This window comes from Nesterenkonia sp. LB17, from assembly GCF_022565915.1.
Lineage (GTDB): Bacteria > Actinomycetota > Actinomycetes > Actinomycetales > Micrococcaceae > Nesterenkonia.
The window spans coordinates 315926-328824 of the sequence record NZ_JAJOYX010000003.1; the positions used below are offsets into that span (position 1 = coordinate 315926).

Consider the following 12899-nt stretch of genomic DNA (forward strand, 5'->3'; position numbering starts at 1 on the left):
GCGAATAGTTGTCGTGGGCCGCAGTTCTCTAGAACCGCTGCTGCTCTTCTTCGACGTAGTCCTCGTCGCCAGCTTCCTGGAAGCGAGCCGCGGTCGGGTCGAAGCCTGCCGGGGAGTCCTTGAGGCTCAGACCAAGCTCGACGAGCTTGTCCTTGACCTCGTCGATGGACTTGGCACCGAAGTTCCGGATGTCCATCAGATCGGCCTCGGAACGTGCCACGAGCTCACCCACGCTGTGGATGCCCTCGCGCTTGAGGCAGTTGTAGGAGCGCACCGTCAGTTCCAGGTCCTCGATGGGCAGAGCCATGTCGGCAGCCAGCGCGGCGTCGGTCGGCGAAGGGCCGATCTCGATGCCCTCGGCTGCGACATTGAGCTCGCGAGCCAGCGAGAAGAGCTCGACCAGGGTGGTGCCTGCCGATGCCAGGGCATCGCGGGGCTCCATGGACGACTTGGTCTCCACGTCGACGGTGAGCTTGTCGAAGTCGGTGCGCTGCTCCACACGAGTCGCCTCGACCTTGAAGGAGACCTTCAGGACCGGGGAGTAGATGGAGTCAACCGGGATCCGGCCGATCTCTGCGTCGGCCATCTTGTTCTGTGCCGCCGAGACGTAGCCGCGGCCGCGTTCAACGGTCAGCTCCATGTCGAGCTTGCCGTGCTCGTTCAGCGTGGCGAGGTGGAGGTCCGGGTTGTGGAACTCCACGCCTGCCGGCGGAGTGATGTCCGCCGCGGTGACGGGACCGGGGCCCTCCTTGCGGAGGTATGCGACGACGGGCTCATCATGCTCGGAAGAGACGGAGAGTCGCTTCACGTTGAGGATGAGCTCGGTGACGTCTTCCTTGGTGCCGGCGATGGTGGTGAACTCGTGGAGCACACCATCGATCCGAACGCTGGTGACGGCCGCACCGGGGATGGAGGAGAGCAGGGTGCGACGCATGGAGTTGCCCAGGGTATAGCCGAAGCCGGGCTCGAGGGGCTCGATGACGAAGCGGGAGCGATTGTCGGCGACAACTTCTTCGGTCAGCGTGGGGCGCTGTGCAATGAGCACTGATTGTTCCTTTCAGAGTGCGTCCGCTATTTGACGCATTCTCACTGAGTAATGATGCTCGGCCTGCCCCCGGCGTTGCGGCCGGGGGCAGACTCTAATGTCTTGTTAAAGAAGTTTGCTCAGACGCGACGGCGCTTGGGCGGGCGGCAGCCGTTGTGCGCGCTCGGGGTGACGTCCGAGATGGAGCCGACCTCCAGGCCTGCGGCCTGGAGCGAGCGGATCGCGGTTTCGCGTCCCGAACCGGGTCCCTTGACGAAGACCTCGACCTTTTTCATCCCGTGCTCCTGTGCGCGCTTCGCGGCCTGCTCGGCGGCGAGCTGCGCGGCGAAAGGAGTCGACTTGCGTGAACCCTTGAATCCAACTTCACCTGAGGACGCCCAGGACACCACTGCGCCCTGGGGATCGGTGATGGAGACGATGGTGTTGTTGAAGGTCGACTTGATGTGAGCCTGACCCTGGGTGATGTTCTTGCTGACTTTGCGGCGCGGCTTGCGTGCCGCTGCGCGTGACTTTGGTGGCATTTCTTCTCCGTGACTGAGTTCTTCGGATCAACTGCTGACTCGGTGTGAGCCTGCGCTGCTGAACTACTTCTTCTTACCTGCGACGGTCTTCTTCGAGCCCTTGCGGGTACGAGCGTTGGTCTTGGTGCGCTGACCGCGGACCGGAAGGCCGCGACGGTGGCGGATACCTTCGTAAGAGCCGATCTCCACCTTGCGGCGAATGTCAGCAGCGACCTCACGACGAAGGTCACCCTCGACGGTGAGATTGCTCTCGATGTAGTCACGCAGAGAGATCAGCTGATCGTCAGTCAGATCCTTCACGCGGGTACCTGCTTCGATACCGATTGCTTCAACGGCTGCTTCGGCGCTGGTGCGCCCAACGCCGTAGATATAAGTGAGTGCGATCACCGTGCGCTTTTCGCGCGGGATGTCTACACCTGCCAGACGTGCCACAGTGGCAGTCCTCCTTGTTCTCTTCCGAAGGTCTCAAGCAGTGCAATTCCCTCTGGGACCTGAACGGTCCGACATCGGAGGTGATGTCATCAGCGGGTCCCCGGCCTTCGGAAACCGGGGGTGTGCTCGTCCAGCTCAGTGACGGGCTGCACTGCATATGATGTGAGCTGTCCAGCGCGGGTGCGCCCTCACTTACGTGATGTAAGTGAAGGACTCAGCCCTGGCGCTGCTTGTGGCGTGGGTTCGACTTGCAGATCACACGGATCACGCCGCTGCGGCGGATGACTTTGCAGTCAGTGCAGATCTGCTTCACGCTCGGCTGAACCTTCATGGGTTCTCCTCTTATTCGGTCGCGTGCGACAGTTTTTTACGTTGACCGACGCGTTCGGCTACTCACTTGTAGCGGTAGACGATGCGCCCACGGTTGAGGTCATACGGGCTCATCTCCACCACTACGCGGTCCTCGGGGAGGATGCGAATGTAGTGCTGGCGCATCTTGCCCGAAATGGTCGCGAGGACGACGTGCTCGTTCTCCAGACGCACGCGGAACATTGCATTCGGCAGGGCTTCAGAAACCCGGCCCTCTACTTCGATGACGCCTTCTTTTTTACCCATATGCTCCACATACCGTTCGCGACCCCGAGCCCTCCGAAGCCCACACTGCGGCGCAGTGCAGTTCCAGATGACCGAGGGGTCTGATTCGATTGCTGCGGCGCCTCTGCATCATGCATGCCGGCACAGTATGCAGGCATGCAGAACGACAGAGACAACCAGCAGTACAGCCTACAGGACGGTTCCGCCCTGGACAACTTCAGTTCAGAGAGGGCGACGACTCATCTGACGTCGCCGCGCCCACTCTGCTCGGGCGCTAAGGAAGCGGCACCGGTGTCACGCCCAACGGCGCGAGCGCCGCGGCCCCGCCGTCTGCGGCGGTCAGCACCCAGATCCCGTCCTCATGACGTGCCACCGAGTGCTCCCACTGGCTTGCGCGGGAGCGATCGCTGGTGACCACCGTCCAGTCATCGTCGAGCACCTCGGTCTCGATGCCGCCGCGGGTGAGCATCGGCTCGATGGCCAGCGCCATGCCGGGGCGGATCTTGGCGCCCTTCATGCCGGTGGAGTAGTTGAACACATCCGGGGGCATGTGCATCTGCGATCCGATGCCGTGGCCCACGTAGTCCTCCAGGATCCCGAGCTTCCTGCCGGGCTGGGCCGAGACGTAGTCCTCGATCGCCTCGCCGATCTCGCCGGTGCTCTTGGCGGTCGCGAATGCCGCAATCCCCCGCCACATGGCCGCCTCCGTGATCGCCGAGAGCCGTTCGTCCTCAGGGTCCGCGGTGCCGTCCTGGGAGGACCCCAGGATCCGGGTGCGGGCCGAGTCGGAGTGCCAGCCTTCGATGATGCAGCCGCCGTCGATCTTGAGCACGTCCCCGGGCTGCAGGACCCGCTCCCCCGGTATCCCGTGGACGACCTCTTCGTTGACCGAGGCACAGATGTAGCCGGGGAACCCGTGGTAGTTCAAGAAGTTGGGCTTCGCGCCGCGGGCGGTGATGACCTCGGCGAACACGTCGTTGAGCTCCCCGGTGGTCACGCCCGGCACGGCCGTCGCCAGCGTGGCCTCCAGGGCCTCGTTGAGGATCGCGCCCGCCGCGGCCATATGACGCAGCTGCTGCTCCGACTTCAGCTCGGTCCGGCTGCGCGAGAACATCAGGACTTCAGTGCTTCCATGATGCGTGAGTTGACCTCGTCCATGGGGCCCAGCCCGTCGACGCGGCGCACGAGCCCGCGGGAGTCATATTCAGCGATCATCGGCGCGGTCTCGGATTCGAAGATCTCCAGCCGACGGCGGATGGCGCCCTCGTCGGCGTCGTCCTCCCGGCCTTCGATCTCTGCGCGCTTCTTCAGCCGAGTGATCAGCTCCTCGCGGTCAGCCGTGAGCTCCAGCACCACATCGAGGCTCACATCCAGACGCGAGAGCATCTCATCGAGCGCGGCGACCTGCGTCCGGTTTCGCGGGTAGCCATCGAGCAGGAATCCGTTCTCCGCATCCTTCCAGGTGAGTCGATCTTCGACCATCCGGTTGGTGACCGAGTCCGGGACGAGGTCGCCGGCGTCGACATAGCCCTGCGCCTCGCGTCCGAGCTCGGTCTGCTCCTTGATGTTCACCCGAAAGATGTCACCGGTGGAGATGGCGACGATGCCAAGGTCCTCGGAGATCCGCTTCGACTGGGTTCCCTTGCCTGAACCGGCCGGTCCAACTATCAACATGCGCGTCATCGCAGCAACCCTTCATAGTTTCGTTGTTCCATCTGTGCGTTGATCTGTTTGACCGTGGTCAGCCCGACGCCGACCATGATGAGGATCGAGGTGCCGCCGAACGGGAAGTTCTGGTTCGCCCCGATCAGGACGAAGGCGATCAGCGGGATCAGCGCGATCAGGCCCAGGTAGAGCGCGCCGGGGAAGGTGATCCGGGAGATCACGTAGGCGAGATAGCTCTCGGTGGGCTTGCCCGCGCGGATTCCGGGGATGAACCCGCCGAACTTGCGCATGTTCTCGGCGACCTCGTTCGGGTTGAACGTGATGGTCACGTAGAAGTAGGTGAAGAAGATGGTCATCATGAAGAACGCGGCCATGTAGAGCGGGTGCGTTCCGCCCACGAAGTACGTCTGGATGAACTGGATGAAGGCCGAGGGCTCCTCACCGGGACCGGGCTGGTTGAACTGGGCCAGCACCGAGGGGAGCATCAGGACCGAGGAGGCGAAGATGACCGGGATGACGCCGGCCATGTTGACCTTGATCGGGATGTAGGTGGAGGTCCCGCCGACCGTGCGGCGGCCCACCTGGCGCTTGGCGTACTGGACCGGCACGCGACGCTGGGACTGCTCCACGAAGACCACGGCGGCGATGGTGACCAGACCGATGAGCATCACCATGCCGAAGGTCCGCCAGCCCTGGGTGGTCCAGATCTCGCCCATGGCGCCGGGGAACCCGGCGGCGATGGAGACGAAGATCAGGATGGACATGCCGTTGCCGACGCCGCGCTCGGTGATCTGCTCGCCGAGCCACATGATCAGCGCGACACCGGTGACCATGGCCAGGATCATCAGCAGCACGACCGGAAGCACGTCGTTGGTGATGATCGGGATGTCGCAGCCCAGCAGCGCACCGGTGCGGGCCATGGAGACCAGGGTGGTGGCGTTGAGCAGGGCCAGCGCGATGGTGAGGTAGCGCGTGTACTGGGTCAGCTTGGACTGCCCCTGCGCACCCTCCCGCTGGAGGTTCTCGAACCGCGGGATGACCACGCGCAGCAGCTGCACGATGATGGCCGCGGTGATGTAGGGCATGATCCCGAGCGCGAAGATGGACACCTGGAGCATGGCCCCGCCGGAGAACATGTTCACGAAGGAATAGAGGCCGCCCTCAGTGGTCCCCAGTGCCAGACATTGCTGCACTGCTGAGTAGTCCACCCCGGGTGCCGGGATGAATGCGCCGATGCGGTAGATCGCGATGATCGCGATGGTGAACCAGATCTTTCGACGCAGGTCGGGTGTCTTGAACACCCTTGCGATCGCGCTGAACAAGCGGCCTCCTGATGCGTGAATTGCCGTTGCGCGGCCTTCGGCCACACAGTCAGTCATACTAACGCGCGGTGCGCACGGGGAAAGAATCCTGCGGCCGGAGTCGGCCCGGATATGACAAGACCCCCGTGGGAACCACGGGGGTCTTGATCATTGATGAGCCGATCAGGCCTGCTTGGAAGCAGCCTTCAGCGCCAGCTGCTCGGTGGAACCACCGGCAGCCTTGATCTTCTCTTCGGCGCTGGCCGAGAAGGCGTGAGCCTTCACGGACACGGCGACAGAGATCTCACCGGAGCCGAGGACCTTCACCGGGCGGCCCTTGCGAGCAGCCCCCTTGGCGATGAGGTCATCAGCAGTGACGTCGCCGCCCTCGGGGAACATCTCGCCGAGCTTGGTCAGGTTGACCGGCGAGTACTCCACGCGGAACGGGTTCTTGAAGCCGCGCAGCTTCGGAAGGCGCATGTACAGCGGAAGCTGACCACCCTCGAAGCCGGCGCGGACCTGGTAACGGGCCTTCGTGCCCTTGGTACCACGGCCTGCGGTCTTGCCCTTGGAGGCTTCACCACGTCCCACACGGGTGCGGGACTTCTTGGCGCCGCGTGCTGGACGCAGATCGTGGACCTTGAGGACGTTGGATTCTGCAGCGGTGTTCTCTGGCATCCTTAGTTCGCCTCCTCAGCCTTCACTAGATGCTTCACACTGTTGAGCATGCCCACGGTCACGGCGTCTGCGTCACGGACCACGGTGTGGCCGATCCGCTTCAGGCCGAGCGAGCGAACAGTCTCGCGGTGCTTGGGGTTGGCGCCGATCAGGGACTTCACCTGGGTCACGGTGAGCTTGTGCTCACCGATCTTCAGGTTCCGCGCGGTGTTGTAGTTGACGGTACTGCGCAAAGTCATGCACCTGCCTTCTGTGCACGGGCTTCGCGGTCAGCCGCCATCGTGCGCAGCATCCGGGCCGGTGCGATCTCGTCGAGAGCCTTGCCGCGGCGTGCTGCCACGGCTTCGGGCTCTTCGAGCTGCTTGAGGGCGTCGATGGTGCCGTGAACGATGTTGATGGCGTTCACCGAGCCCATGGACTTGGTCAGCACGTCGTGAATGCCTGCGCATTCCAGGACTGCGCGGACCGGACCGCCGGCGATCACACCGGTACCCGGTGCGGCCGGACGAAGCAGGACGACACCGGCAGCATCCTCACCCTTGACCAGGTGCGGGATGGTGGAGCCGACGCGCGGGACGCGGAAGAAGCTCTTCTTGGCCTCTTCCACACCCTTGGCGATGGCAGCCGGGACTTCCTTGGCCTTGCCGTAGCCGACGCCGACCAGGCCGTCGCCGTCTCCGACGATGACCAGGGCGGTGAAGCTGAAGCGACGACCGCCCTTGACGACCTTCGACACTCGGTTGATGGTCACGACGCGCTCGAGGAACTTGTCCTTCTCCTCTTCGCGCCCGCCACGACCACCACGACCGCCGCGGCCGCCGCCTTCGCTGCGACCACCACGAGCGCCGCGGTTGTCACCGCGGCCGCCGCGCTCACCGCGAGCAGCATTGCTGTTCTCGCCGGCGGCCTGAGTCTGCGGTGCAGTCTCGGGGGCGGCGGTTTCCTTGGCCTCAGTCACAGACGAGTCCTTCTCAGGGTTGTTTGCGTTCTCACTCACAGCTTCAGACCACCTTCCCGGGCGCCGTCGGCGACGGCGGCCACGCGACCGTGGTACTTGTTGCCGCCGCGGTCGAAGACCACAGCGTCGATGCCGGCTGCCTTGGCGCGCTCAGCGACCATTTCGCCGACCTTCTTCGCCTTGGCGGTCTTGTCGCCGTCGAAGCTGCGCAGGTCTGCCTCCATAGTGGTGGCGGAGACCAGGGTCGTGCCCTCGAGGTCGTTGACGACCTGAGCGACCATGTGACGAGCAGAGCGGTTGACCACCAGGCGCGGACGCTCAGCGGAACCGTTGAGCTTCTTGCGCAGGCGGAGGTGGCGGCGGCCGCGGGCAGCGGATTTGGACTTGCCCTTGATACCAATAGCCATGGTTTACTTACCTGCCTTTCCAGCCTTGCGGCGAACCTGCTCGCCCTCGTAACGCACGCCCTTGCCCTTGTACGGGTCAGGCCTGCGCAGTTTGCGGATGTTGGCGGCGACCTCGCCGACCTGCTGCTTGTCGATCCCGCTGACAGCCAGCTTGGTGGCGGTCGCAACCTCGAAGGTGATGCCCTCAGGGGCCTTCACCGGAACGGGGTGCGAGTAGCCGAGTGCGAACTCCAGGTCGGAGCCCTTGGCCAGCACACGGTAACCGGTGCCGACGATCTCGAGCTTCTTGGAGTAGCCCTCGGTGACACCGATGATCATGTTGTTGATCAGGGTGCGGGTCAGGCCGTGGAGTGAACGCGATTCGCGCTCATCGTTGGGACGGGACACCGTAAGGGTGCCGTCCTCTTCTGAGACGGTGATGCCTTCGGCAAGAGTGCGGGAGAGTTCGCCCTTGGGCCCCTTGACGGAGACCTGGCGACCTTCCAGCTTGACCTCGACGCCGGCAGGGATGGTGATCGGAAGACGACCGATGCGTGACATAGTGCTTCGACTCCTTCCGGTTACCAGACGTAGGCGAGGACTTCCCCACCTACACCCTTCTTGGCTGCCTGCCGGTCAGTGAGGAGACCGGAGGACGTGGACAGGATCGCGATGCCGAGGCCGCCCAGAACGTGCGGGAGGTTGGTGGACTTCGCGTACACCCGGAGACCGGGCTTGGAGATGCGGCGCAGGCCGGCGATCGAACGCTCACGGTTCGGGCCGAACTTGAGGTCGATGGCCAGGGTCTTGCCGACCTCGGCCTCCTCTTCGCGCCATTCGGAGATGTAGCCTTCCGCCTTCAGGATGTCAGCCAAGCGAACCTTCAGCTTGGAGCTTGGCATCGAGACCTGATCGTGGAAAGCCGAGTTGGCATTGCGCAGACGTGTCAGCATGTCTGCAACTGGGTCAGTCATTGTCATGAGGGGCTTCTGCCCTTCCTCGCCGTGGTTTCAGATCTCCGAAGGAACTCGATCCCCCGAGGTGAGTCGGGGGGTTCGGAACCTTTGGTGAAAGGACCTGCGGCGTAGTTACTGTTATTCGGTCTTGAAGGGGAAGCCCAGCGCCTTGAGCAGCGCGCGGCCTTCCTCATCAGTCTTCGCGGTGGTCACCACAGTGATGTCCATGCCGCGAGGGCGATCGATCTTGTCCTGATCGATCTCGTGGAACACCGACTGTTCGGTCAGACCGAAGGTGTAGTTGCCGTTGCCGTCGAACTGCTTGCCGCTGAGTCCGCGGAAATCGCGGATACGGGGCAGTGCGAGGGTCACCAGGCGGTCCACAAACTCCCACATGCGGTCGCCACGCAGCGTGGTGTGCGTGCCGATCGGCTGTCCTTCGCGCAGCTTGAACTGAGCGATGGACTTCCGAGCGCGAGTCACCTTGGGCTTCTGACCGGTGATCTTGGTCAGGTCCTCGATGGCGCCCTGGATGAGCTTGGAATCGCGAGCTGCCTCGCCGACGCCCATGTTGACCACGACCTTGACCAGGCCGGGGACCTCCATGACGTTGGAGTATCCAAACTCTTCCTGCAGCGTGGAGCGGATCTCCGCGCGGTACTTGCCCTTGAGCCGTGGGGTGGTCTTCTCAGTCTCGCTCTGAACCTCAGTCATCACAGGTCCTTTCCGGAAGCTTTGGCGAAGCGGATGCGCACGGTCTTGCTGACGCCATCACGCTCCACGGTCTCCTGCCGGTAGCCGACGCGAGTGGGCTTGCCCGTCTCGGGGTCAACCACAGCGACGTTGGAGATGTGGATAGCAGCCTCAGACTCCACGATGCCGCCCTCGGTGCTGCCGAACTGGCCGGCACGGAGGTGACGCTTCACGCGGTTGACGCCCTCTACGAGGACGCGTTCCTTCTGAGGCAGGACCTGCAGGACCTTGCCCTGCTTGCCCTTGTCTTTGCCGGTGAGGATCTGGACGAGGTCGTCCTTCTTGATCTTGGCCATGAGTCAGAGCACCTCCGGGGCGAGCGAGACGATCTTCATGAACTTCTTCTCGCGCAGCTCGCGACCGACGGGCCCGAAGATACGGGTTCCGCGCGGTTCAGGAGTCTCACCCTTGAGGATCACAGCAGCGTTCTCGTCGAAGCTGATGTATGACCCGTCGTTGCGACGGATCTTCTTCTTGGTGCGCACGACAACAGCCTTGATGACGTCGCCCTTCTTGACGTTGCCGCCCGGAATTGCGTCCTTGACGGTGGCGACGAATGTGTCGCCGATACCTGCATAGCGGCGTCCGGATCCACCGAGGACACGGATGACAAGGACTTCCTTGGCACCGGTGTTATCGGCGATCTTGAGCCGCGATTCCTGTTGAATCACTTGTTTTCTCCTGTCGTCTCACTGGTTCTCGGACTCGTGCCGAGCCTTGCGGAACTTCTAGCCTGAGTCGGACACCTTCACGCGGCGATCAAACCGCTTCGGGCATGTGGTCCGACTTACCTGACAAGTCCCCTGGCCGCTTACCCACACACTCTCCGTCCCTCACGGGACGGGCAGCTGAATGCATGGCCGAGGCGGCGTTTCCCGGGGCCCCGAGGGGCCCTTTCGGGGACGTGCGCTGTCCTTTGAGGTGGATAGCCTCATCTAAAAGGGCGCACAGCCTCAATATCCTACACGAGATACACCGAGGGCCCAACTCCCGCACCCTGGGGTGCAGCAGTCGGGCCCTCGGAGGCACGCAGGCGCTCTCGGTGCTCCGGCGTCAGCGGCAGCAGCTGCTGCGCCGATCCCGGAGCACCGGAATCACTCTGCCTTTTCGACGATCTCGGCCAGCCGCCAGCGCTTGGCTGCGGACAGCGGACGGGTCTCGGCGATCACCACGGTGTCGCCGACACCTGCCTGCTCGTTCTCATCGTGTGCCATGAACTTCGTGTGCCGCTTCATGATCTTGCCGTACAGACCATGCTTGCGACGGTCCTCGACCTCGACGACGATGGTTTTATTCATCTTGTCGGAGACGACGACGCCACGCAGGGTCTTGCGGTCATTGCGGGTCTCTGCAGTTGCTTCACTCATGCTCAGTCCTCAGTCTTCTTCTCGTTCTGCTCATCAGCCGAATCCGAGGAGTCCGCGGCGGCATCGACATTCTCGCGAATGCCCAGCTCCCGCTCACGCACCACGGTGTAGATCCGGGCGATGTCGCGCTTGATGTCCTTCAACCGGCTGGAGCTCTCCAGCTGGCCGGTGGCGGACTGGAAGCGGAGGTTGAACAGCTCTTCCTTGGAAGAGCGCAGCGCCTCTGACAGGCCTGCTGAGTCCATCTCTGCGAGCTTCTCAACGGTCAGCTCTTTGGTTCCAACTGCCATTGTCACTCACCACTCTCTCGGCTGATCACGCGTGCCCTCATGGGCAGCTTGTGGATTGCCAGGCGGAGCGCCTCTTTGGCGACTTCCTCCGTGACACCGGACAGCTCGAACATGATGCGTCCGGGCTTGACGTTGGCGATCCACCACTCGGGAGAACCCTTGCCGGAGCCCATGCGGACCTCGGCAGGCTTCTTCGTCAGCGGCTGGTCCGGGTAGATGTTGATCCAGACCTTGCCGCCACGCTTGATGTGGCGGGTCATGGCGATACGCGCAGATTCGATCTGGCGGTTCGTCACGTAGGCGGGATCAAGGGCCTGGATGCCGTACTCGCCGAAGGCGAGCTCGGTTCCACCCTTGGCCCGCCCGCGGCGCTTGGGCCGGTGCGGCTTGCGGTACTTGACTCGGCGGGGCATCAACATCAGCTCTGCCCTCCTTCAGCACCAGATCCGGCTTCGGCGGGTGCCTGGGCACCGGCTTCGCGACCGCGGCCTGGGCCACGACGACGACGCTCTTCGCCTCCACCACGGGGTCCACCACGACCACCACGGGCTCCACCGCGACCGGAAGGCTGTGCAGCCTGCTGGGCGGCGAGTTCCTTGGCGGTGAGATCGCCCTTGTAGACCCAGACCTTCACACCGATGCGGCCGAAGGTGGTCTTGGCCTCGTGCTTGCCGAAGTCGATGTTCGCGCGCAGGGTGTGCAGCGGAACGCGACCTTCGCGGTAGAACTCGGAGCGGGACATCTCTGCACCGCCGAGGCGACCGGCGCACTGGATACGAATACCCTTTGCCCCTGAACGCATCGCCGAGGTGATGGCCTTCTTCATCGCGCGGCGGAAGGCCACACGAGCCGCGAGCTGCTCGGCCACACCCTGGGCGACCAGCTGAGCATCGGTCTCGGGGCTCTTGACCTCGAGGATGTTCAGCTGGATCTGCTTGGCGGTGAGCTTCTCCAGCTCGCTGCGGATCCGGTCCGCCTCGGCGCCGCGGCGACCGATGACGATGCCTGGCCGCGCAGTGTGGATATCCACACGAACACGATCGCGGGTGCGCTCGATCTCAACCTTCGAGATGCCGGCGCGCTCCACGGACTTGGCCAGGAGTTCCCGAATCTGGACATCCTCTTTCACGAAGTCCTTGTATCGCTGACCGGCCTTGGTCGAGTCGGCGTACCAGTGCGAAACGTGGTCAGTGGTGATGCCCAGACGGAAACCATTGGGGTTGATCTTCTGTCCCACTACTGATCCCCACCTTTCTCTTCGGCGCCGACCACGATGGTCACGTGGCTGGTGCGCTTGTTGATGCGGAACGCCCGGCCTTGAGCCCTGGGTCGGAACCGCTTCATGGTCGGGCCTTCGTCGACGCGTGCCTCGGTGATGAAGAAGGCGTCCTCGTTAAAGGCGACTCCTTCCTTGTCTGCGTGCTGGCGAGCATTCGCCAGCGCAGAAGCGACCACCTTGGCCACCGGCTCTGTAGCGCCCTGAGGGGCGAACTTCAGAATTGCCAGTGCTTCGTTGGCCTGCTTGCCGCGGACAAGGTCGACGACGCGCCGGGCCTTCATAGGCGTCACACGCAGGTAGCGCGCAATTGCCTTGGCTTCCATTGCTTTCCTTCTCTCGTCTTGTGACACGAAGTACAAGCTCGCAGATCGTTCCTCGGATGAGGAAGCGATCAGCGGCGCTTGCCCTTCTTGTCGTCCTTCACATGGCCGCGGAATGTACGCGTCGGAGCGAACTCGCCGAGCTTGTGCCCGACCATCGACTCAGTGATGAACACGGGGATGTGCTTGCGTCCGTCGTGCACAGCCAGAGTGTGGCCGAGCATGTCGGGGATGATCATGGAACGGCGGGACCATGTCTTGATGACATTCTTGGTGCCCTTTTCGTTCTCAGCGACGACCTTGAGGTACAGGTGCTGATCTACGAAGGGGCCCTTCTTCAAGCTGCGTGGCATG

At 63.4% G+C, this 12899-nt stretch carries 23 protein-coding genes; all 23 read right to left on the minus strand.

Annotated elements, in window-relative coordinates:
- Positions 1-28 precede the first annotated feature (28 nt).
- The 23 genes from LTH96_RS08865 to rpsS all read right to left on the minus strand — a co-directional run bounded on the left by LTH96_RS08865 (position 29) and on the right by rpsS (position 12898).
- Positions 29-1045: a DNA-directed RNA polymerase subunit alpha gene (locus tag LTH96_RS08865; RefSeq protein WP_241465375.1), complete on the minus strand. Its 1017-nt coding sequence runs from the start codon at positions 1043-1045 to the stop codon at positions 29-31.
- Positions 1046-1164: 119 nt separating this feature from the next.
- Positions 1165-1566, minus strand: coding sequence for a 30S ribosomal protein S11 (gene rpsK / locus LTH96_RS08870; RefSeq protein ID WP_036473271.1), 402 nt, complete (start codon positions 1564-1566; stop codon positions 1165-1167).
- Between the two features lie 63 nt (positions 1567-1629).
- The gene (gene rpsM / locus LTH96_RS08875; RefSeq protein WP_241465376.1) at positions 1630-1998 is read right to left on the minus strand and encodes a 30S ribosomal protein S13; all 369 of its coding nucleotides are present in this window, start codon (positions 1996-1998) and stop codon (positions 1630-1632) included.
- A 214-nt stretch (positions 1999-2212) separates the two neighbouring features.
- Positions 2213-2329, minus strand: a complete 117-nt coding sequence (gene rpmJ / locus LTH96_RS08880; protein WP_036473268.1) for a 50S ribosomal protein L36 — start codon at positions 2327-2329, stop codon at positions 2213-2215.
- Positions 2330-2391: 62 nt separating this feature from the next.
- Positions 2392-2613, minus strand: coding sequence for a translation initiation factor IF-1 (infA, locus tag LTH96_RS08885; protein WP_036473267.1), 222 nt, complete (start codon positions 2611-2613; stop codon positions 2392-2394).
- A gap of 253 nt (positions 2614-2866) precedes the next feature.
- Entirely contained in the window at positions 2867-3709 is an 843-nt protein-coding gene (gene map, locus LTH96_RS08890; RefSeq protein WP_241465572.1) for a type I methionyl aminopeptidase, read from the minus strand.
- Positions 3706-4275, minus strand: a complete 570-nt coding sequence (locus LTH96_RS08895; protein ID WP_241465377.1) for an adenylate kinase — start codon at positions 4273-4275, stop codon at positions 3706-3708. The genes map and LTH96_RS08895 overlap by 4 nt, the downstream gene beginning before the upstream one ends.
- Positions 4272-5579 carry a preprotein translocase subunit SecY gene (gene secY / locus LTH96_RS08900; RefSeq protein ID WP_241465378.1) on the minus strand — a complete coding sequence of 436 codons (1308 nt, stop codon included), beginning with the start codon at positions 5577-5579 and terminating at the stop codon, positions 4272-4274. Before secY ends, LTH96_RS08895 begins: the two co-directional genes overlap by 4 nt.
- A gap of 162 nt (positions 5580-5741) precedes the next feature.
- Positions 5742-6236 carry a 50S ribosomal protein L15 gene (gene rplO, locus LTH96_RS08905; RefSeq protein WP_241465379.1) on the minus strand — a complete coding sequence of 165 codons (495 nt, stop codon included), beginning with the start codon at positions 6234-6236 and terminating at the stop codon, positions 5742-5744.
- 2 nt (positions 6237-6238) lie between these two features.
- Positions 6239-6475, minus strand: a complete 237-nt coding sequence (rpmD, locus tag LTH96_RS08910) for a 50S ribosomal protein L30 (RefSeq protein ID WP_241465380.1) — start codon at positions 6473-6475, stop codon at positions 6239-6241.
- Positions 6472-7233 (minus strand): 30S ribosomal protein S5, encoded by a 762-nt coding sequence (gene rpsE, locus LTH96_RS08915; protein ID WP_241465381.1) that lies wholly within the window; start codon positions 7231-7233, stop codon positions 6472-6474. Before rpsE ends, rpmD begins: the two co-directional genes overlap by 4 nt.
- Positions 7230-7601 (minus strand): 50S ribosomal protein L18, encoded by a 372-nt coding sequence (gene rplR, locus LTH96_RS08920; RefSeq protein ID WP_106121803.1) that lies wholly within the window; start codon positions 7599-7601, stop codon positions 7230-7232. Before rplR ends, rpsE begins: the two co-directional genes overlap by 4 nt.
- Before the next feature lie 3 nt (positions 7602-7604).
- Positions 7605-8141, minus strand: coding sequence for a 50S ribosomal protein L6 (gene rplF, locus LTH96_RS08925; RefSeq protein WP_241465382.1), 537 nt, complete (start codon positions 8139-8141; stop codon positions 7605-7607).
- Positions 8142-8161: 20 nt separating this feature from the next.
- Complete coding sequence (gene rpsH / locus LTH96_RS08930; RefSeq protein ID WP_036473257.1) at positions 8162-8560, minus strand: 30S ribosomal protein S8; 399 nt, start codon at positions 8558-8560, stop codon at positions 8162-8164.
- A 114-nt stretch (positions 8561-8674) separates the two neighbouring features.
- The gene (rplE, locus tag LTH96_RS08935; protein WP_036473255.1) at positions 8675-9250 is read right to left on the minus strand and encodes a 50S ribosomal protein L5; all 576 of its coding nucleotides are present in this window, start codon (positions 9248-9250) and stop codon (positions 8675-8677) included.
- On the minus strand, positions 9250-9585 hold the full coding sequence (gene rplX / locus LTH96_RS08940; protein ID WP_241465383.1) for a 50S ribosomal protein L24: 336 nt from the start codon (positions 9583-9585) through the stop codon (positions 9250-9252). The genes rplE and rplX overlap by 1 nt, the downstream gene beginning before the upstream one ends.
- 3 nt (positions 9586-9588) lie before the next feature.
- The gene (rplN, locus tag LTH96_RS08945) at positions 9589-9960 is read right to left on the minus strand and encodes a 50S ribosomal protein L14 (protein ID WP_036473253.1); all 372 of its coding nucleotides are present in this window, start codon (positions 9958-9960) and stop codon (positions 9589-9591) included.
- Between the two features lie 423 nt (positions 9961-10383).
- Positions 10384-10656 carry a 30S ribosomal protein S17 gene (gene rpsQ, locus LTH96_RS08950; RefSeq protein ID WP_106121798.1) on the minus strand — a complete coding sequence of 91 codons (273 nt, stop codon included), beginning with the start codon at positions 10654-10656 and terminating at the stop codon, positions 10384-10386.
- A 2-nt stretch (positions 10657-10658) separates the two neighbouring features.
- Complete coding sequence (gene rpmC / locus LTH96_RS08955; RefSeq protein ID WP_106121797.1) at positions 10659-10946, minus strand: 50S ribosomal protein L29; 288 nt, start codon at positions 10944-10946, stop codon at positions 10659-10661.
- A gap of 2 nt (positions 10947-10948) precedes the next feature.
- Positions 10949-11365 carry a 50S ribosomal protein L16 gene (gene rplP / locus LTH96_RS08960; protein WP_036473248.1) on the minus strand — a complete coding sequence of 139 codons (417 nt, stop codon included), beginning with the start codon at positions 11363-11365 and terminating at the stop codon, positions 10949-10951.
- Entirely contained in the window at positions 11365-12183 is an 819-nt protein-coding gene (gene rpsC, locus LTH96_RS08965; protein ID WP_241465384.1) for a 30S ribosomal protein S3, read from the minus strand. The genes rplP and rpsC overlap by 1 nt, the downstream gene beginning before the upstream one ends.
- Positions 12183-12548 carry a 50S ribosomal protein L22 gene (rplV, locus tag LTH96_RS08970; protein WP_036473246.1) on the minus strand — a complete coding sequence of 122 codons (366 nt, stop codon included), beginning with the start codon at positions 12546-12548 and terminating at the stop codon, positions 12183-12185. Before rplV ends, rpsC begins: the two co-directional genes overlap by 1 nt.
- A 68-nt stretch (positions 12549-12616) precedes the next feature.
- Complete coding sequence (gene rpsS, locus LTH96_RS08975; protein ID WP_036473245.1) at positions 12617-12898, minus strand: 30S ribosomal protein S19; 282 nt, start codon at positions 12896-12898, stop codon at positions 12617-12619.
- Position 12899 lies beyond the last annotated feature (1 nt).